This window comes from Nitratidesulfovibrio vulgaris str. Hildenborough (genome assembly GCF_000195755.1).
Taxonomy (GTDB): Bacteria; Desulfobacterota; Desulfovibrionia; order Desulfovibrionales; family Desulfovibrionaceae; genus Nitratidesulfovibrio; species Nitratidesulfovibrio vulgaris.
The window spans coordinates 2,956,419-2,975,429 of sequence record NC_002937.3 but is presented as its reverse complement, the minus strand read 5'-3'; the positions used below and the strand labels follow the sequence as shown (position 1 = coordinate 2,975,429).

General features: G+C 65.0%; 23 protein-coding genes. All 23 read left to right on the top strand.

Features of this window, described 5'->3' with window-relative positions; translation table 11 throughout:
• Positions 1 to 231 precede the first annotated feature (231 nt).
• The 23 genes from DVU_RS13495 to DVU_RS13375 all read left to right on the top strand — a co-directional run bounded on the left by DVU_RS13495 (position 232) and on the right by DVU_RS13375 (position 19,004).
• On the top strand, positions 232 to 1,788 hold the full coding sequence (locus DVU_RS13495; protein WP_010940139.1) for a primase-helicase zinc-binding domain-containing protein: 1,557 nt from the start codon (positions 232 to 234) through the stop codon (positions 1,786 to 1,788).
• Between the two features lie 126 nt (positions 1,789 to 1,914).
• Positions 1,915 to 3,273, top strand: a complete 1,359-nt coding sequence (locus DVU_RS13490; protein ID WP_010940138.1) for a DNA modification methylase — start codon at positions 1,915 to 1,917, stop codon at positions 3,271 to 3,273.
• On the top strand, positions 3,266 to 3,988 hold the full coding sequence (locus DVU_RS13485; RefSeq protein ID WP_010940137.1) for a hypothetical protein: 723 nt from the start codon (positions 3,266 to 3,268) through the stop codon (positions 3,986 to 3,988). The genes DVU_RS13490 and DVU_RS13485 overlap by 8 nt, the downstream gene beginning before the upstream one ends.
• Positions 3,954 to 5,966, top strand: a complete 2,013-nt coding sequence (locus DVU_RS13480; protein WP_014524581.1) for a phage terminase large subunit family protein — start codon at positions 3,954 to 3,956, stop codon at positions 5,964 to 5,966. The genes DVU_RS13485 and DVU_RS13480 overlap by 35 nt, the downstream gene beginning before the upstream one ends.
• A complete protein-coding gene (locus DVU_RS13475) occupies positions 5,963 to 6,181 on the top strand; it encodes a helix-turn-helix transcriptional regulator (protein WP_010940135.1) in 219 nt (72 codons plus the stop codon). The genes DVU_RS13480 and DVU_RS13475 overlap by 4 nt, the downstream gene beginning before the upstream one ends.
• Positions 6,182 to 6,855: 674 nt before the next feature.
• Positions 6,856 to 7,104, top strand: a complete 249-nt coding sequence (locus tag DVU_RS13465; protein ID WP_223295112.1) for a hypothetical protein — start codon at positions 6,856 to 6,858, stop codon at positions 7,102 to 7,104.
• 3 nt (positions 7,105 to 7,107) lie between these two features.
• Entirely contained in the window at positions 7,108 to 8,808 is a 1,701-nt protein-coding gene (locus DVU_RS13460) for a phage portal protein (RefSeq protein ID WP_010940132.1), read from the top strand.
• Positions 8,792 to 10,111, top strand: coding sequence for a S49 family peptidase (locus tag DVU_RS13455; protein ID WP_010940131.1), 1,320 nt, complete (start codon positions 8,792 to 8,794; stop codon positions 10,109 to 10,111). Before DVU_RS13460 ends, DVU_RS13455 begins: the two co-directional genes overlap by 17 nt.
• A gap of 9 nt (positions 10,112 to 10,120) precedes the next feature.
• Positions 10,121 to 10,504 carry a head decoration protein gene (locus DVU_RS13450; protein ID WP_010937509.1) on the top strand — a complete coding sequence of 128 codons (384 nt, stop codon included), beginning with the start codon at positions 10,121 to 10,123 and terminating at the stop codon, positions 10,502 to 10,504.
• A gap of 11 nt (positions 10,505 to 10,515) precedes the next feature.
• Positions 10,516 to 11,520, top strand: coding sequence for a major capsid protein (locus DVU_RS13445; RefSeq protein WP_010937510.1), 1,005 nt, complete (start codon positions 10,516 to 10,518; stop codon positions 11,518 to 11,520).
• 8 nt (positions 11,521 to 11,528) lie between these two features.
• Entirely contained in the window at positions 11,529 to 11,876 is a 348-nt protein-coding gene (locus tag DVU_RS13440; RefSeq protein ID WP_010940130.1) for a hypothetical protein, read from the top strand.
• Between the two features lie 2 nt (positions 11,877 to 11,878).
• Complete coding sequence (locus tag DVU_RS13435; protein WP_010940129.1) at positions 11,879 to 12,367, top strand: phage holin family protein; 489 nt, start codon at positions 11,879 to 11,881, stop codon at positions 12,365 to 12,367.
• The gene (locus DVU_RS13430; protein ID WP_014524580.1) at positions 12,367 to 12,936 is read left to right on the top strand and encodes a glycoside hydrolase family 108 protein; all 570 of its coding nucleotides are present in this window, start codon (positions 12,367 to 12,369) and stop codon (positions 12,934 to 12,936) included. The genes DVU_RS13435 and DVU_RS13430 overlap by 1 nt, the downstream gene beginning before the upstream one ends.
• Before the next feature lie 17 nt (positions 12,937 to 12,953).
• Positions 12,954 to 13,364: a lipoprotein gene (locus DVU_RS13425; protein WP_010940127.1), complete on the top strand. Its 411-nt coding sequence runs from the start codon at positions 12,954 to 12,956 to the stop codon at positions 13,362 to 13,364.
• On the top strand, positions 13,357 to 13,524 hold the full coding sequence (locus tag DVU_RS13420) for a peptidase M16 (RefSeq protein ID WP_010937515.1): 168 nt from the start codon (positions 13,357 to 13,359) through the stop codon (positions 13,522 to 13,524). Before DVU_RS13425 ends, DVU_RS13420 begins: the two co-directional genes overlap by 8 nt.
• Before the next feature lie 2 nt (positions 13,525 to 13,526).
• Positions 13,527 to 14,120, top strand: a complete 594-nt coding sequence (locus DVU_RS13415) for a hypothetical protein (protein ID WP_010937516.1) — start codon at positions 13,527 to 13,529, stop codon at positions 14,118 to 14,120.
• Positions 14,117 to 14,443 carry a head-tail joining protein gene (locus DVU_RS13410; RefSeq protein WP_010937517.1) on the top strand — a complete coding sequence of 109 codons (327 nt, stop codon included), beginning with the start codon at positions 14,117 to 14,119 and terminating at the stop codon, positions 14,441 to 14,443. The genes DVU_RS13415 and DVU_RS13410 overlap by 4 nt, the downstream gene beginning before the upstream one ends.
• Complete coding sequence (locus tag DVU_RS13405; protein WP_010940125.1) at positions 14,440 to 14,997, top strand: hypothetical protein; 558 nt, start codon at positions 14,440 to 14,442, stop codon at positions 14,995 to 14,997. The genes DVU_RS13410 and DVU_RS13405 overlap by 4 nt, the downstream gene beginning before the upstream one ends.
• Positions 14,981 to 15,172 carry a DUF2635 domain-containing protein gene (locus DVU_RS13400; protein WP_010937519.1) on the top strand — a complete coding sequence of 64 codons (192 nt, stop codon included), beginning with the start codon at positions 14,981 to 14,983 and terminating at the stop codon, positions 15,170 to 15,172. Before DVU_RS13405 ends, DVU_RS13400 begins: the two co-directional genes overlap by 17 nt.
• A 3-nt stretch (positions 15,173 to 15,175) precedes the next feature.
• Positions 15,176 to 16,639: a phage tail sheath subtilisin-like domain-containing protein gene (locus tag DVU_RS13395; RefSeq protein ID WP_010940124.1), complete on the top strand. Its 1,464-nt coding sequence runs from the start codon at positions 15,176 to 15,178 to the stop codon at positions 16,637 to 16,639.
• 49 nt (positions 16,640 to 16,688) lie between these two features.
• Complete coding sequence (locus DVU_RS13390; protein WP_010937521.1) at positions 16,689 to 17,054, top strand: phage tail tube protein; 366 nt, start codon at positions 16,689 to 16,691, stop codon at positions 17,052 to 17,054.
• Positions 17,054 to 17,314, top strand: coding sequence for a phage tail assembly protein (locus DVU_RS13385; RefSeq protein ID WP_010940123.1), 261 nt, complete (start codon positions 17,054 to 17,056; stop codon positions 17,312 to 17,314). The genes DVU_RS13390 and DVU_RS13385 overlap by 1 nt, the downstream gene beginning before the upstream one ends.
• A gap of 115 nt (positions 17,315 to 17,429) precedes the next feature.
• Entirely contained in the window at positions 17,430 to 19,004 is a 1,575-nt protein-coding gene (locus DVU_RS13375) for a tape measure protein (RefSeq protein ID WP_014524579.1), read from the top strand.
• The last annotated feature ends 7 nt before the right edge of the window (positions 19,005 to 19,011 follow it).

The following is a 19,011-nucleotide window of genomic DNA, read 5'->3' as shown; positions in this document are numbered from 1 at the left end:
TGACGGACGCGCAGTCACAACATTCAGTGATGATTGGAGGAATAGTCACGTCTGGAGGTTGGGAGAGTCCGCAGCGGTATCTTGCCACGCACATGCGCATGATTGCGAGTTGTGTGCATCGCCCACGTCGAATGTCCCATGCTCCCATTCATTAAATTTATTATGGAAAAACATAAGGTTAAAGAAAGAAATGAGCTGGGAGATTTCAGGGATATTGGGAGGTTCAGTCGAATGAGAGCGCCGTTGCTTGAAAGACTTGCTGCCCGTGGTCTGCAGCCCAGAAAGGTGTCCACCGGCAGGGGGGACAGGGGCGAGGAGTTCGCTAGCCCGTGTCCGGTGTGCGGCGGGCGTGACCGCTTCCGCATCTGGCCTGAACAGCCGGGCGGTCCTGCCTGCGCCAAGGCCGGAGTGGTCGGCACATGGTTCTGCCGTCAGGAACAGAAGGGCGGCGATGTGCTCGAGTACCTGCTCACGGTCGAGCGTCTTGAGTGGGCCGAAGCCTGCAAGGAACTGGGCATAGAGCGCACGACCTTCGTACCCGGCAGGCTGCCCGCCATGCCCAAGGCGACCCGCAAGGCCTGCTTCCAGCCGAAGCCCTCGGCCTTACCGGGTGACATCTGGTCAGCCCAGGCAGGTAAGTTCGTGGCCGATGCCCATGCTGCCTTGCTGCGCACGCCCCGGGCGCTGGCCTATCTTGCCGAGCGTGGGCTTCCCGAGGCCGCTGTGCGTCGCTACCGCATTGGCTACCTCGCCGGGGAACAGGGACGGCAGGGCGTCTTTCGCGCTCGCTCTGCGTGGGGTCTTCAGCCCAAGGAAGGCAAAGACGGCAAGCCGAGAACCAGCATGTTCATCCCCCGTGGCATCATCATTCCGGCCTACGGGCCTGCCGGGCAGGATGGCGCGCCGGTGCGTATCCGAATCCGCAGGCCCGACGGCGATGTGGAGCAGTGGGGCGACAAGTACATGCTCGTCGAGGGCGGTTGCGGGCGCACCACGATGCTGCTGGGCGAGGCTCCTCGTGCGGTGGTCGTGGTCGAGGCCGAACTGGACGCCATGCTCGTGCATCATGCCGCTGGCGACCTTGTCGGTGCGCTGGCCGTGCTGACAAACCGGGGCCGTCCTGACGCCACAGCCCACACAGCGTTGCAATCCGCTGCGTCCATCCTCGTGGCACTGGACTACGACGGCCCGGGGGCAGACGGCTGGGCGTGGTGGCGCGAGACCTACCCGCAGGCAAAGCGGTGGCCCGTTCCTGCTGGAAAGGACCCCGGTGACGCCTTCAAGCAGGGTGAGGACCTGCGGGCGTGGATTCTTGCCGGGTTGCCTCCGGTGCTGGCCATGGAACATGCAAAGGCTCGGGGCGCGGCGCAGCTTTCGTCTGTCGAGCAGGCTCCCACAGCGTCCTCCGCACCCGCCGTCGCCCCGTGTGCGACTGCACCCGCACCCATTCCCACCCCGGCGGCTGCTGCCGCATCCTCGTGCGGCCTCCCGCCGGATGTTCTGCAGACGGTGCTGGCCTTCCGTTCCCTGTGGGAGGGCATGCCGGTGAAGTACGTGCGCTTCAACTCCGGCGGGTACGAGTGGCAGTACCCCGCCCCGTGGGGCAAGCGCCACATGGCCCGCCTGCACGAACTGCTTCGGCGTTTCGACGCCACACCGGCCTTGTGGGACTACTTCGCAGAGCACCCCGCCCGCATCATCACCCCGGACAATCTGCTGTGCAGGGCACGGCGTTCCAACGCCAACAACGCCAACAGACCGCATCAAAACGACGCGGCCTGTTGCTGACAACCAAGGTGAGGGTTGCCCTGCAGAGTTGCCGCTCTTCAGGGCGACCGGATGTAGCAGCATCCGACCAGGACCGACCCAACCCTCATGCCAACGGCGGCAGAGGCATAACAGGAATCCTAGCGGATGGAAAACCTCAACATAGAGAACTGGCCCGTGGACAGGCTTCACCACAGCGAACATGCCACCCGTCGTAATGACGATGCCATACCCCGTATGGTGGACGCCCTGCGTATGTTCGGCTTCCGGATACCCTTGCTGGTCACCGGGGCTGGAGAGGTGGTGGACGGCCACTTGCGGCTCAAGGCGGCGATTGCCATGGGCATGACCAGTGTGCCGGTGATCGTCGTGGATGACATGACGCCAACGCAGGTGCGGACCTTCCGGTTGCTGGTCAACCGTTCGGCGACATGGGCCGAATGGGACGACGAGGCATTGCGCGTCGAACTGGCCAGCCTGCGCGACTTCGGCGTGGACCTGACGATGACCGGCTTCGCCGATGCGGAACTCGACGCCTTCCTGCAGGGAGTCGCCCTAGCCGGAGAGACCGATCCGGACATGGTTCCACCTCTCCCTGAAGCACCTACATCCCGCCCGGGTGATGTCTGGAACATGGGTGGGCATCGTCTTCTCTGCGGCGACAGCACGTCTGTGGAAGATGTTGTCCGGCTCATGGCTGGCGAGCAGGCAGACATGCTGTGGACCGATCCGCCTTACAACGTCGACTACTCCGGCAAGGCTGGCAAGATCCGGAATGACAAGATGAGTCCGGAAGACTTCGACGCGTTCCTGCTGCGTCTTCTGTCGCGTTCCTATGAAGCTTTGGCTGACGGGGCTGCCGCCTATGTGGCCCATTCCGAGGCCGGAGGCGGTACGGCGTTTCGCAAGGCCTTTGCCCACGCCGGCTACAAGCTCGCGTCATGCCTCATCTGGCGGAAGCATCAACTCGTACTTGGGCGAGGCGACTATCACTGGCAGCACGAACCCATCCTCTACGGGTGGAAGCCGACGGGCAAGCACCGCTGGTACGGCAACCGCAAGCACACCACGCTGCTGGAGCACTTCGCTGGGCAGACGGTCCTGCCTGCTGGCGAGGGCGTGTGGCAGGTGGCTACGGGAGACGCTGTGCTGCTCATCCGGGGGCAGGATGTGACGGTGGAGGAGGTCTCCACCTCGATTCTTGCGGTGGCAAAGCCCGCACGCTCCGAGTTGCATCCCACGATGAAGCCCGTGGCACTCGTGGAACGCATGGTGGCCAACAGCTCTCCTCGCGGCGGGCTGGTGCTCGACCCCTGCGGCGGTTCCGGAACGACACTCATCGCCTGCGAGCGCATGGGAAGGCGCTGCAATACGATGGAGCTTGATCCCCGTTTTGCGGACGTGATCGTCCGGCGCTGGGAGGAAGTCACAGGCAAGACAGCGGTACTGGAAGGCGGCGCGTCATTTGCCGATGTGCAGCTGGCGAGGGAGGTGGCTCATGCATGAGCATGATTTGCTGTCTCTCGTGGACAAGAGTGCGGAGACCGATCTGCCCTTGCTGCTCAAAGCCAAAGAGGCCGCCAAGCGTCTGGTGAATGATGATCCGTCGGCGGAGCACCTGCGGCTCCTTGAGCGGGTCACAAAGATGCTGGAGCAAGTGATGCACACAAAGCAGAGCTTCGGCTCGCTCAAGGATGTGCTGGCACATCTGCAGGAGCAGGGGCGAAAGATCAGCCAGAGCAAATTGTATCAGGACAAGGGAAGGGGGCTTCTGAAGGCACAGCCGGATGGGACGTACCGCAAGCGTGACGTGGACCGTTACGCGGCCAGCCTGCCCACCCACGCCCTGCCCGAGAAGGAAACGGCAGAGGCGCAGGAATACGCCTCGCGCAAGGCCAAGGCAGAGGCCGAGAAGCTTGAGGAACAGGCCAAGGCCGAACGGTTCAAGAACGAGGTGCGCGCCGGCAAGTACATCCTGCGCGATGACGTGGAGGTCGAACTGGCGGCCCGTGCCGGGGTGCTGGCAACGGGTCTGCGAACCATGTTCGAGACGAGCCTGCTCGACCTCATCCACACCGCCGAGGGCAATCCGAAGAAAGCCCCCGACCTTCTGTCGTTCTTTGAACGCCAACTGGACGCGGCACTCAACGAGTATGCGCGTCCTATGACCTACGAGGTTGTGTTTGATGACTCCGACCCTGTTGCCGAAGCCGAAGAATGACGACTGCCTGCGCGTTGTGGTTCGCCTGCCTGCGGGCACTGCGCGCGAAATCGGTTCACGCCTGCACGAACGCCAGACAGGGCGGCCCGGCGTGTACCGCTTCAACTTCTCCATGGCCGAGCGTGCCGTCATGCGCCGGCGCGCACCCATGCCGGTAAGCCAGTGGGCCGAGCGTCACCGCGTGGTGGCGTACTCCACCATTCCCGGGCGTTGGCACAACTCCATCACGCCCTACAGCGCGGGCATCATGGACGCCAGCTTTCACGAGGCGGTGCGGAAGATAGGCATCTGCAAGTGCCCGCAGTCGGGCATCACCGAGGCCATCCACAATTGCATCGGTTACGCCATCGACCGTTCCCCGGGGCCGGTCATGTACGTCTACCCCGATGAACTCACCGCCCGCGAGAACGCCAAGGACCGCATCCAGCCCATGATAGAGGGCAGTCCGCGCCTCGCCACCTATCTGACAGGCTCGGCCGACGACCGCTCAAGCCTGCGCATCAACTTGCGGCATATGCCCATCTTCCTCGCATGGTCGGGGTCTGCCGCACGGCTTGGCAACAAGCCCATCCGCTATCTCGTGCTGGATGAACTGGACAAGTACCAGGGCAGCCGGAACGAGGCCTCCGCCGAAGCCCTTGCCGAGAAGCGCACCATCACGTGGCGGCATAAGGCGCGTATCTGGAAGATATCCACCCCCACGGTGGAATCGACAGGCATCTGGCAATACATGACGCGCGAGGCGCAGGCCGTGTTCGACTTTCATGTGCGCTGCCCGCATTGCGCCATGGAACAGCTGATGACCTTTGACAGAATCCGCTGGCCCGAGGACGTCCGCGACCCGGAGGACGTGCTTTCGCGCCAGCTTGCCGAGTATGTATGCGAGCATTGCGGTAGCGTATGGCACGACGGCGACCGCGACCGGGCCGTGCGCCTTGGCCTGTGGCGTGAACGCTCGACAGGGCTTGAACTGAAGGCCCACCTCGACACGCACCGGCCCGCGAACGTCGGTTTTCATCTGCCTGCATGGCTCTCGTATTTCGTGTCGCTGTCCAAGGTGGCGGCGTCCTTCCTGCGGTGGAACGCCTCGAAGAATCAGGAGGACCTGAAGGACTTCTGCAACAACTTCAAGGCGGAACCGTGGCGGGTCTATCGCATGGACCGCGACGAGGACCGCATTCTTGCCCTGTGCGACGACAGGCCGCGCGGCATGGTGCCGGGGCCGCTTGCCGAAGACGGTACGCCGCGCATCGCCGCACTGGTGGCAGGTATCGACACGCAGGGCAGTGACGAGCACCGGGGCTACTTCCGCTATGTCATCCGCGCCTTCGGCTGGGGGCAGGAGGATGAAAGCTGGCTCATCCAGTGCGGTACCGCGCCGACCTTTCCGGCACTGGCCGAGATTCTCTGGGGCAGTGCCTACCGCGACGGGCACGGGAACGAATACCGGGTTCGCCTTGCCCTGCAAGACTCCATGGGCCACCGGACGAAAGAGGTCTACGCCTTCTGCGCCGCCAACAAGGGCCGCATCTTTCCCACGCAGGGCAAGCAGCATCAGGCTGCACCCCTGACCTATTCGCCCCTGGAGTACTATCCGGGCACGCAGCGCCGCATTCCGGGCGGTCTGCGTCTGCTCAAGGTGGATACGACGTTCTTCAAGAACGACCTTGCGGCGAAGCTGTCCATTGCGCCGGAAGACCCCGGTGCCTTTCACCTGCACCACGACACGCCGCTGGAATACGCGCGGGAGATGGTTGCAGAATACTACGATGAACAGAAGCAGGCGTGGGTCTGCCCTTCAGGACGGGATAACCATTATTGGGACTGCGAGGTGCTTGCCCTTGCCGGGGCCTTCGCCCTTGGCGTGCGCAACTGGAAGCAGCCGCAGCAGGAACCGAAGATGAAGAAGGAGACACCGCAAGTGCCGGTCTCGCCCACAGGGGGAGTCCGCCCAAGCTGGTGGGGAGGTGCGCGATGAATAGCGGGAACGATTTGGGCCGCAAGCTCAACTGGAGGCAGGCATGCACGCTGCTTGGGTGCAGCCAGAGTCACTTCTACAACCTCGTGAACTCGGGAGAAATACCGTCTTACAGGCATGGTGTTGTTCGGGGCGTTCGTGTGCTGGAGCAAGATTGCCTGAACTATTTGGCGCGGCGGCAAGATGAACGGGAATTGAGGCAAAATCATGTCTGAAAGGCGTAAGCCATACTCGTCTTTTTGCCTAAAAAACGGGGCAAGGCGGCAGAAGGTCGAACTCTATGATGCGTCCGAGTGGGGAGAACCTTCGGGGTGCTTCAGGCTTCGTATCAATGGGCGATGGGCAGACGGACGTTCCGGCGTGCATGCCTATCACTCCATAGCTGAAATCGCGACAATGTTGGCAACGGCGTTGACCGGGCAAGAGTTTACTCCCGACTCGCTGCCTCCTCTGTCGCGGGGAATGCGGGTGTCGGTTCCTAACGGGCGTAGCTTTGCGGGGCTTGCATTGCGTGATGTCACCTTTGTGCTGACCGAAGGCCCCCTCCGTGATGCTTCCGGTCACTGGTTTGTGGGGGTGGCCAGGGTTGGGGGAGGCATGAGGCTCGTGCCGGTGGAAGATGTGAGAGTGCTATAGGCTCTGCCTATTACGCCGATGGAGTCGGTAATGCCGACACCATCTAGCACCGAAGGGGTGTCGGTAATGCCGACGCCCTTTCGCAACAAAGGGGGAGTCGGTAATCATGGACACCCTTTCCGTCCGCAGAAATGGGCCAGAACCGCCGACGAGTGATGAGAAAAAAACAGCGTTTTCTCAACTCTTTCTCCACTAGCTCCATAAGCCCCACTAGCTCCACGACAACATGCCGGCAGCGTACTACGTTGCCGGCATGTCTACCATCTGGACCCTTGAAGAACTCGACGCGCTGATAGCGGACTGGAAGGCAGCCTTGCTGGCTGTCGCCTCGGGCCGCGAATACACGATTAGCGGGCAAAGCGTCCGCCATCATTCGCTGCCTGAAATCCGCGAACAACTGGCGTACCTGCAGCGCGAACGGCAGTTGCTGCTTGCCGCGCAGTCAGGGCGTCCACGTCGCCCCGGGCCGCTCACCGTGCGGCCCGTCATCGCACGGGGGTAGCGGATGCCCGCCCTTCGTCCACATGCCCGCCGCCCGTTCAGGCGTTCTGCCTGTCAGGGCACTCGTGCCTCATTCGGTCCTTCGGTTGTCGGTCGTGCCTCCTCCCCGCTGGTTCCCGGCGTCGTGCAGCCTGTCTCGCGCGACGCCGGGGCCTTCAGGGGCACGCTGTCCAACTATCGGCCTTGGCGACCCAGCCTTGTGGCGGGCGGGCAGGAGCGCACCACCGCATCCACCCGGAGTGAGGACCTTGTCGCCAACGACTGGGCCGGGCGTTCCATGGTGGACACCATCACACTCAATGCGGTGGGGGCCAACGGTCTGTTTCCGCAGTCCACCATTCCGGCGGCGTTGCTGGGCCTTGACGAAGAGCAGGCGCGCGACATCGGCGACAGGATGGAGTCCATCTTCAGACTGTGGTGCGAGTCTGCCGGTCTTGAAGGGCAGCACTTCGCAGACCTTCAGTTCATGGGGCTGCGGTCAACGCTCGTCCACGGCGAGATGCTGCACATTCCGGTCATGGTGGATGCGACGAAGGAGGGGGGCTTTCTCGGTCTTCGCATGCAGCCCGTGCATCCGGAGAGGCTCTGCACCCCGTCCGACAAGCGCGCCATGCACAATATGCGTGACGGTGTGGAACTCGACCGACTTGGCAGGCCCTGCGCCCTGTGGGTAGCGGAACCTGCGCCGGACCTCTGGAGCGGTCGGCTTGGCTGGGGGGCACTTGGCAGCGACAGCTTCAGGCGTATTCCGCACAGGCTGTTCCACCGTCCGGGGGCGTTCCACTGCTTTCGCCGCACCAGCGAGGAGCAGTACCGGGGCGAGCCTATCCTCTCACCGGCGCTCAAGCTGTTCAGGCACTTGGCCGACAGCCTCGAATACGAGCTTATCGGGCAGATTGTGGCGGCGAGCTTTCCGCTGTTCATCAAGGTGGCCGACGGTACGCAGGGTGTCGAGGACTACCTCGGGCAGTTCCAGCAGGGACCCGGAGGGCAGGGCGGGCAAGAGCGCGTCTACCACCAGAGTTACGCCCCCGGGCAGGTGCTCTATGGCAACCCCGGCGACGACGTGAAGCCGCTCTCCAGCGACCGCCCCGGTGCCAACTGGACGGGCTTCGTCAACTTCGTGGTGCGGGCCATGGGCGCATCGGCGGGCATACCCTACGAGGCCCTGCTGAAAGACTTCTCCAAGACCAACTACTCCAGCGCCCGCGCGGCCCTGCTCGAGGCGTGGCGCGTCTACATGCTGTGGCGTCAGTGGCAGGCGCGTTCTTACTGCCAGCCCATCTACCGCATGGTCATCGAAGAGGCGTACCTGCGCGGCCTCATCTCCCTGCCCACGTCCGCCCCCGGCTTCTACGAGGCGTTGCCCCTCTGGACCGCCTCCATGTGGATAGGGCCGGGGCGCGGCTACATCGACCCCGTCAAGGAAGCCAAGGCCAACATCTCGCTCATCGAAAGCGGCCTTTCCACTTACGGCGAGATTCTCGGTGAACGGGGGCTTGCCGTGGAGGACGTCTGGGCGGCCCGTGGCTACGAGGACCGCCTCATGCAGCGCCTTGCGCCACGTCTTGCCGCACGTCTCGACGCCGCCAGTTCCGTGGCGGGCGCACCGGCGGAAGACGATGCCTTCCCGTCCGACGACGAAGGCGACGGAGACACCAACCACGACGATGCCGAGGAGGGCGACGATGCCGCAACTGCATGACCTTTTTGCCGAGCGCATGTGGGCCGCCATGCCCGAAGCCCTTGGACATTTCTTCTCGGCCTTTCGCCATGCCGACGCCTCCGGTGACCCCGGTCGTCCTCTCCCTGCCGATGCATCCCCCCCGCACGGCGAGGAGAGGGCGGCCACCTTCGGCGTGTCCGGAGGCGAAGAGCGCCCTTATGAACTGTGTGATGGCGTCGCCGTCATCCCGGTCATGGGCATGCTCACGCCCCGCCGAAGCTGGTCTTGGGGCTACGGATACACCACCGGCATGCTCGACCAGATTCGCCCGGCCATTGCCTCGGCCCTTGCCGACAGGGGCGTGCGCGCCATCCTGCTGGATGTGGCCAGCCCGGGCGGGACCGTGGCGGGCATGAAGGAGCTTGCCGACTACATCGGTGCCGAACGCGCCAAGGGCACGAAGCCCATGGCTGCGTATGCCAACGGCCTCATGGCCAGCGCCGCCTACATGATCGGCTCGGCAACGGGGCGGGTGCTGGCACCTGCCACGGCCACCGTGGGCAGCATCGGCGTGATCTCGGTCTACGAGAACTGGTCCAAGTGGAACGAGAAGGCCGGCCTTTCCTACGCCTATCTGACGGCGGGCCAGTGGAAGGCCGTGGGCAACCCCGACACCCCCCTTGCCGACAACGAGCGTGCCTACCTGCAGGAACGGCTGACCGCTCTCTACAGACATTTCACCGACGGGGTGAGCGCGAGCATGGGACTCGACGCCGCGAACCTGACGACGTGGGCGGACGGCAAGGTTTTTGTCGCCTCCGAAGCGCCACAGGGCCTCGTTACCGCCATCGTGGCCGACCGCGAAGCGGCCATAGCAACCCTTGCCAAGGAGATGACCATGGACAGGGCGAACCTTGCCAGCCAGCACCCCGAACTGCTGGCGTCCATCGAGCGCGAGGCCGCAGAGAAGGCCGTGGCTGCCGCTCGTACCCAGTTCGAAGAGAAGGCCACGACGGGCCTCGGCGACAAGCAGCAGGCGTGCCTTGCTGCGGTCAGGGCCGTGGCGGGCGACGAGGCTGCAAGCCGCGTGCAGGCACTGCTCGAGCAGAACCTTTCCGCGTCGCAGATCGAAGCCGTGGCGTCGCTGCTGCCCAAGCCCGCAGCGCAGGCCACGACTGAAGCCCGGCCCCGGCATGAGGAACCGAGCGCCAGCCATGAGGAGCGCATCCTCGCTGGCATCGTCGGTGCCCACGCCGCGCCGCTTTCCGGCGTTCCCGGCAACCCCGGTGCGGAAACCCCTGCACAGTTCGGCCAGCGCATGGCCGGGCTGCTGACCCGATAGGAGCCGTCCATGAATGGCGTGACCACCTACGAGAAGACGTTCGTCCCGTTCCTTGGCGCGCATCCGCCGCTGATGGAATCCGTCACCATCGCATCATCGGGCGCGGCGCGTGACCTCATGGCCGGTACCGTGCTCGCCGTCGTCACGGCGTCGGGCAAGCTCAAGGAACTCGCCCCCGGCGCGTCCGACGGCAGCCAGACCCCCACGCACATTCTCGCTGAAGATTGCAGCGTGCCCGCTTCGGGCGATCTCGTGGCGGTGGCCTACACCCACTGCGAAGCGCTCGACCGCGGGCTGGTGTGGCCGCAGGGCATCACGGCACCGCAGAAGGCCGCAGCCATCGCCGCGCTTCGTGATGCGGGCATCTTCGTGACCCTCAACCAGCCCGCCTAGGGAGAACCTTCATGGACTACTTCGACTTTCGCTACCTGACCGAGGCCGTACAGGTCATGCCCGGCCAGCCCGGGCTGCTGCAGAAGATCCTCTTCCGCGAGCGCATCTCCAACCCCGCGAAGATCCTCCAGTTCGACGCGGACCGCTTCAAGAACAAGGTCGTGCCGTACACCTCCGCCGTGAAGGGCGGGACCATCCTCGAGAACACGCGCCGTTCGACCTCCTTTCTGCAGTTCCCCAAGCTGCGGCCCAAGAAGCAGCTCGACCCCGAGAAGATCCTCGCCCGGCCTTCCGGCATGGCACCCTATGTGGCCGGAGGCCAGAGTCTGGAGCAGGCCGCGCAGAAGAACCTTGCCGTGGAACTGCAAGACCTGCGGCGTCGCCTCGACCTTACCGTGGAGAAGGCCTGCGCCGATGTGCTGCAGGGTGCCCTGACCATCCCCGAACTTGGTCTGGCCTACGACTTCGGTATGCCCGCCGAGCACAAGGTCACGCTCACCGGCACCGCAAAATGGTCGGATACGGGCAGCGACCCCAACGCCGACCTCGAGGCGTGGACGAAGAAGACCAAGGACGCCACGGGCTACGCGCCTGACGTGCTCATTCTCGGCACCACGGCCTGCAACGCCTTCCTCTCGCACGCCAAGGTCAAGGAACGGCTCGACCTGCGCCGTGTCGAGGGCGGGCTTCTCGCCCCCGACTTCGCGGCGGACTTCAAGGGCTACTACGGCGGGCTTCAGGTCTACACCTACGGCGGCAGCTTCTTCGACGCCACCGACACCGCCCGCGAGATATGGCCCGCCAACAAGGTGGCGCTCTTCTCCTCCAAGGCCCGTGCCGTGCTCGAGTTCGGCCTCATCGAGGACCTCGATGCAGGCCCCGGCGGGGTGCAGGCCGAGTTCTTCTCCAAGATGTGGACCGAGCGCGACCCCTCCGTACTGTGGCTGCTGGGCGAGACCGACCCGCTGCCCGTCACCTATGAGCCTGCATCCATCGTCACCGCCGTGGTGGCCTAGGAGGGATCATGGCCAAGAGCGTGAAAGTGCGTCTGCTGTGCGCTGTGACCCACGGTTCCAAGGGAGGCCGCAAGGACTACGCCCCGGGCGATGTCGTGGCACTGCCCCCCGACCTTGCCGACGAGTTGCTGGAACAGGGTGCCGCCGAACCGGCAGACCGCATCCTGAAGCCGGTGGATACGCTCGAAGACCCGGCAACCTCGCCGCAGGCCCAGCTTGGCAGCCTGCTTGATGGCAAGGCCCGTAAGGACACTTCGCCTGAATCGGGGACCGATTCCGGAGGGGCTGACGCGGGTGCCGATTCCGGGGCGGGGTGCGGTGGCGATGAAGCCGCCGGAGACACCCCCGAGGCCTGACGATGTTCGACCAGCTAGCCCTGTGGTGCGGCATCCAGTGCCGTGAACTGACGGAGAACTCTGTGTTCAAGTCCGCTCTTGCTGCCGTGTTCGCGTGGGTGGCCGGAATGCTGGGAGGGGTGGCCAACGTGTTGCCCTTCCTCGCCATTCTGCTGGTGCTCGACTACGTGCTGGGCTTTGTCCGCGCCTGTCGCATCAGGCGTATCAGCGGGGCCAAGATGCGCGCCGGCGCGTGGAAGTTCCTCTTCTACTTCGCCGCCGTGTTCGTGGTGGCCACCGTGGACGGCGCGCTCGGCAAGGCGTGGACGCTGTTCCATGTGCCCATGGGGGCGTTCTTCGTCTTCTACCTTTGCGTCAACGAGGCCATGAGCTGCCTCGACCACCTCAAGTTCTTCGGTGTGCCCATTCCGGAGTGGCTCTCCACCCGGCTGCGCGACTACCGCGAAACCATCTGTCCGCCCGCAGGCCGGGCGGCTTCAGGAACGAAGTGATGACCTACGACGTAGCATTCATGCGTGCCATGGAGTTCACGCTCCCGCGCGAGGGCGGCCTCTCCGATGATGCCGACGATCCGGGGGGCGTGACCAACCACGGCATAAGCCTGCGCTGGCTTCGCTCTCTCGGGCAGCTTGAGGGTGATGTCGACGGTGATGGCGATGTGGACGCGGACGACATCCGGGGCCTCACCCCCGAACAGGCCACGGCCTTGTATCACCGTCACTTCTGGCTGCGGCCGGGCTTGCAGTCGCTGCCGCAGGGCATTGCCATCTGCCAGTTCGATGCGGGCGTGAACTGCGGCCTGACCCGGGCCGTCCGCATCCTGCAAGAGGCCCTTTGCGGCATGGGCCAGCCCGTGGCCGTGGACGGCATCTTCGGCGGCAAGACCTTCTCTGCCGTCATGTCGCTCTGCCGTCTTCCGTATGGCGAGCCGCGTCTTGCCACCGCCATGTGTCTTGGTCGCATCCGTTTCTATGTGGACCTTGCGGCATCGCCTAGGCGCGCCAAGTACCTTCGCGGCTGGGTGAGCCGCGCAACCGACCTTGCCGGCCTCGTGGGCTGACACAGGCAGGAGGTCCCATGAAAAGATTCCGCACCCTGTTCCTCGTGCTCTCCGTGCTGCTGCTCGCCGCGTGCAGCGACTTCGAGAACAACGCCTACAACACGCTGGTCATCGCGGGCGAGACCTACGACGCCACCATGTCCGCCCTCGCAGACGCCCACGCCGGGGGCACTCTCGACGATGCGCAGTATGCCAAGGCCAAGGCCGTGGCCCGCATCTACCGGGGGGCCTTCCAGTCGGCGAGGATAGCCCTCGAGGAGTATGTGGCCAGCCCCGGCGACACGCAGCGCGACAGGGTCACGCGGATGCTGGTGGCCATGACGGGCCGCCTGTCCGAGTTGCTCGACTGCGCCCGCGGCATGGGCGTCGGCATACACGACCTGAAGACGGGGCAGCCTGCCCCGGTGAAGGAGGAAGGCCATGTCTAAGGAAGTGCTCGTCACCGTGCTGCGGCTGGCCCTCACGCATGGCGTGCCTGCGGTGCTGGACGCCGTCGAACGCTGCAAGGGTGAGGTCACCGTGGAGAAGATTCGCCAGTTGGCCGACCTCGTGCCCGACCCGGACAGCTACGACAGGCCGGAGCGCTGATCATGGCTGACAAGAGGCTTGCCCGTCTGGACACTTTCCACGCCAAGCATGTGCTGGGAGAACTCTACCGTAAGGTGGAGCGGCTCCCGAACGGCATAGAACGGGTGGTCGTGCACTCGCTGAACCGGGCCATCTACGCCATGCGGACGGAGACGAGCAAGGCCATCCGCGAGGAGTATGCCGCTCCCAAGAAGGATGTGGATGCCACCATGTGGGTGAGGCACGCTCGACCCGGTACGAAGATCGCCGTTCTCTATGCGCGGGGACGCATGTCCATCCCCCTCATCCGCTGGGGGGCGAAGCCGACGAAGAAGGGCGTCACGGTGAAGATCCGCCAAGGTGCGGGCCGGAAGCTCATCTCGACGACAGGCGGCAAGAAGGATCGCCCGCTACTGGGGGCATTCATCGCCAAGGGAGAGGTCTACGGGCGCACCCAGAAGGCGAGCTACCCGATCGTGCGCCTCTATGGTCCTTCTTTCCTATCCGTTCTCGGCAGGCCGGAGACGCGGTTCCGTCAGCAGGTGCGTGCGGAGGAGATCTTCTCCAAGCGTGTTCTGGTCGAGGCAAACCGCATTCTGGACAAGGTGAAGGCATGAGACTCGCAGACCGCGCCCGTCTGGATCAACGCCGCATCTTCGCTTCCGGCTTCACGGAGCCTGTGACCATCGCCTTTGCCAGCGGCGAGCAGGTGGCCACCAACGGCATCTGGTTCGAAGGGGCCGAACTGGTGGAGGCTGGCGACTACCTGCAGGTGAGCAGCAGCAAGCCCAGCATCGTGGTGCTTCGCGATGGACTGCCCGGCAAGCCCCGTGCGGAGGACGACCGGGTCTGCTTCTGCGACCAGTGGTTCACCGTGGCGGACTGCGAACCCCTGCACCCCGGCATGTGGCGCATACGCCTGCACAAGGAGTCTGCATGACCACGCGCAAGGCCATCGTCGACCATGTCGCCGCCTTGCTGCGTTCGGCGCTGGGGGATGCGGTCAAGGCAGTGCATGCTTCGCGCGTGCGCCACATCCAGTCTGCCGACCTGCCCGCCGTGGGCGTCTATGCGCTCAAGGAGAAGGCCGACCACAAGGACACCTCGCCCCGGCGCTACGAGCGTTCGCTGACCCTCGCCGTCGAGGTCGTGGCGGAAGCCACCCGTGAACTCGACGCCATCCTCTACGATCGTGCCGACAGGATCGAGCTTGCCCTCCTGGACGACCCGACCTTCGGCGACCTCGTGGATGACAGCGAACTGGACGCCGTGGAGATATCCCTCGCCGCATCGGGGGAGCGTCTCATGGGGTGCGCCCGTATCGACTGCACCGTGACCTACGAGCGGTCCCTCGCGGATGCGCCGCTGGACGTCTTCGCCACCGGGGGCGTCAGCTGGGACCTCGTTTCACCTGCTGGCACCCCGGACGGCACTATCGACGCTCAAGACACCCTGACCCTGCCACAGGAGGCTCCCCATGCCCCACATCCCTGAGACCCTGCACATCAGACCGCGCACCGGGCTTGTGGTGCGCGACCCCGCGACCATGCAGCCCCTGCCTGCCGAAGGCGCAGAGGTGCCGACCGATTCGCACTGGCTGCGCCGGCTGCAAGCGGGAGACGTGGTGCCCGTCACCGCCGGACCTTCCAAGCCCAGAAAGGGAGACTAGGCCATGACCATAGGATTCAACGAAGTACCCAACGCCATGCGTGTGCCGTTCGTCTATGTGGAGATAGACGACAGCAATGCCGTGTCGGGGCCTGCGCTCATGCCCTACCGCACACTGGTCTGCGGGCAGAAGCTGGCTGCGGGCGCGCAGGCCCCGCTGGTGCCGGTGCGCGTGACCTCGGCACAGCAGGCCGTGGCACTGTTCGGTGCCGGTTCCATGCTGGCGCAGTCCTGCGCCACCTATCTGGCAGCCGACCCCACCACCGAGATGTACGCCATCGCCGTGGAGGATGCCCCCGCCGGGCAGGTTGCCACCGGCAAGGTGGCCCTCACCGGGGCCGCCACTGAAGGTGGAACGCTGGCCCTGTACATCGGGGGGCGTCGCATCCTCTGCGGTGTCACCTCGGGCCAGCAGGCCGCTGCCGTGGCCACGGCCCTTGCCGCCGCCATCAACACCGTGCCCGACTGCCCGTGCAGTGCCAGCGCCACGGCGGGTGATGTGACCCTGACCTCTCGCCACAAGGGGCTTGCAGGCAACGGCATCGACGTGCGCCTGAACTACAATGGCGAATCCACGCCCGCCGGACTCATGGTGGCCATCACCGCCCTTGCAGGCGGTACGGCCAGCCCCGATGTCGCGCCGCTCATCGCCGCCCTTGGTGATGCCCACTGGAACGTGCTGGTCTGGCCGTGGACCGATGCCGCAAGCCTGACCGCCATCGAAAGGGAACTGATGGACCGCTGGGGCGCGCTGCGCATGATCGAGGGCGTGGCCATCTCTGCCGCCACCGGGACCCATGCAGAACTCGGCACCCTCGGTGACGGGCGCAACAGCCAGCACCTCACCGTCATGCACTGCCACGGCGTGCCCACCCCCGCGTGGGAGGTGGCCGCCTCGACCGCTGCCGTGGCTGCCTACTACGGCAACATCGACCCCGCGCGCCCCTTCCAGACGCTGGAACTCAAGGGCGTGCTCCCGCCGGCGCAGAAGGACAGGTTCACGCAGCGCGAGAACAACCTGCTGCTGTTCGACGGCATCTCCACCTTCTACGTGGATGCCGGGGGCGCGGTGCGGGTGCAGCGCCTCATCACCACCTACAAGACCAGCCCCAACGGGGCGGAAGACCCCAGCTACCTCGACCTCAACACCGTGCTCACGCTGGGCTACCTGCGGTACGACTTCCGCAACTACATCCTGCGCAAGTACCCGCGCCACAAGCTGGCGGATGACAACGCCCGCTTCGGGGCAGGGCAGCCCGTGATCACGCCCAAGGTCGGCAAGGCCGAGGCCATCGCCCGTGCCCGGATGTGGGAGGAGATGGGCCTTGTGGAGAACGTGGACGTCTTCGCCCAGCAGGTCATCTGCGAGCGCAACCAGCGTGACCGCAACCGGCTGGACTGGATGCTGCCGCCCGATCTGGTCAACCAGTTCTGCGTTGGTGGCGTGAAGCTCTCCTTCATTTTGTAACCAAAGGGGCTTCGGCATGGCCTGAAGCCCCGCCTACAAGGAGCAGACCATGGCAGGCAATGCCCGCGCCGGACGCATCTACCTCAAGGTCGACGGCGTCCTTCAGGAGGCCAAAGGCGAGTTCTCGTACAACCTCGGCACCGACAAGCGAGAGGCCATCGTCGGGGCCGATGCGGTGCATGGCTACAAGTCGTCCGTGCAGGTGGCCTTCGTCGAGGGGGCCATCACCGACAGCATCACGCTCGACCTCAAGAAGCTCACGTCGCTCGACGGCGTCACCGTCACGCTCGAGTTGCACAACGGCAAGACCATCGTGCTGCGCGATGCGTGGTACGCGGGCGAGGGCACGGTGAAGACCGGCGAGGCGGAGATAGCCGTGCGCTTCGAAGGCAAGCAGGCCGAGGAGGTGCGCTGATGGAACGTCGCATGACCCTCAAGACCCCTCTGCAGAACGGCAGCGAGACCATCACCGAACTGGTGTTCCAAGGCCCGCTCAAGGGCAGGCACATGAAGGGGCTGCCCCTCGCGCTGTGCTACGACCACCTGCTCACCATCGGTGGCAGGATGTGCGGCCAGCCGCCCAGCGTCATGGAAGAGTTGAGCGGCGATGACCTCGCCACCGTGCTCGGTGTCGTCACCGATTTTTTGCCAACTGGCCCGAGGACTGGACAGTAGCCGTCGGGCTCATCGCCTACACCTTCCACTTTCCGCCCGGCGACCTGCTGGACATGGACGTGGATGACCTCCGTTTCTGGCTCGACCGGATCAACGACTTGCCCAAGGAAAGCATGTGAGCACCCGCGAAACAGCCCTTACCTTCGTCATCGGAGCCGTCGACAGATTCTCGGCCCCGTTCCGCAGTCTGAACGACCGTATGGAACGGCTGCAGCAGAAGGTGTCGGGGGTCACGCATGCGTTCGGCAACCTCGAGGCGGAACGCTCACGGTTCAGCCGGCTGACCGGCATGGAGCGGTTCGGCAGGTTCGGTAACGAGATGCATGGCCGGGTGCAGCAACTCGCCGGTTCGTTCGCGGCGCTGGCTGCGACGGGCAGTGCCGCTGCACTCGGCCTTGGCTACGCCTTCAAGACGCAGTTCGTGGACACGGCCAGCCAGTTCGAACGGTTCGAGACCATCCTCACCACGCTCAATCAGGGCGACACGGGCAAGGCCAAGAAGGAGATGGGCTGGATATCCGACTTCGCCGCCAAGACCCCCTACGAACTGGCCGAGGTCACGGACTCGTTCGTCAAACTCCGCAGCTACGGTCTCGACCCCACCAAGGGCCTGCTGCGTACCTTGGGGGACACGGCGTCATCCATGGGCAAGCCGCTCGAACAGGCGGTGGAGGCCATCGCCGACGCCGTGACGGGCGAGAACGAACGGCTCAAGGAGTTCGGCATCGTCGCCAGAAAGACGGGTGAGAAGATCGTCTACAGCTACACCGACGCCTCGGGCAAACAGGCTTCGCTCATGGCCAAGGCCAATGACCGGGCCGCCATTCAGGCGACGCTCACCAAGATATGGGCCGAGAAGTACGGCGGCGGCATGGAGGCGCAATCGAAGACCTTCGGCGGCATGGTGTCGAACCTCTCAGACTCGTGGAGCAGGTTCACCAACATGGTCATGTCCAACGGCGTGTTCGACTGGATGAAGGGCAAGCTCGAGGGCGTGCTGGCCAAGATCGACGAGATGGCCGGCGACGGCAGCTTGCAGGCATGGGCCAAGGACATCGGCGAGAAGCTGACCCGTTTCTTCGATGCGGCATGGAACGCGCTGCCCAAGGTGTGGGAGGGCATCCAGCGGTTCGGCGACAAGCTGGCGTGGGTGGCCGACCTCGTGGGCGGCTGGGACAACCTCGGCATGGTGCTGGCCGCCGCCTTCAGCGGACTGCTTGGCCCGCTGGTGGGCCTTGTGGGGGTGTTCGCGCAACTCGGGCTGGTGATGATGGCGACGCCCTTCGGCTGGGTGGTTGGTGGCATCGGGCTTCTGGTGGCTGGCATCACGGCCCTGTGGCTCAAGTGGGACAAGATCGTGGCGTGGGTGCGCGACAGCATCCCGGAGTGGATGCAGCGGGGCGTCTTCGCAGAGAGCGGCGACCCGGCTGGAACCCCGGAGGATGACGCTCCGGAGCCTCGCCCCCTCTCGTCCCTCTTCGGTGGTGGCGAGGACGAGGCGACGCCACGGCCCAAGCTCGGCGCGGCCTCCGTGGCGCAGCACCGGCAGGAGATGCGCAGCACCCACACCGAACGCTCGGAGTCGAACGTCAGGCTCGAGGTGGTCGCGCCGGCGGGCACCCGCATGAGCCAGAGCGGGGCACCTGTGGATATCGACACCGTCTACACTGGCGAGTCTGCCCGTAACTAGGAGCGAC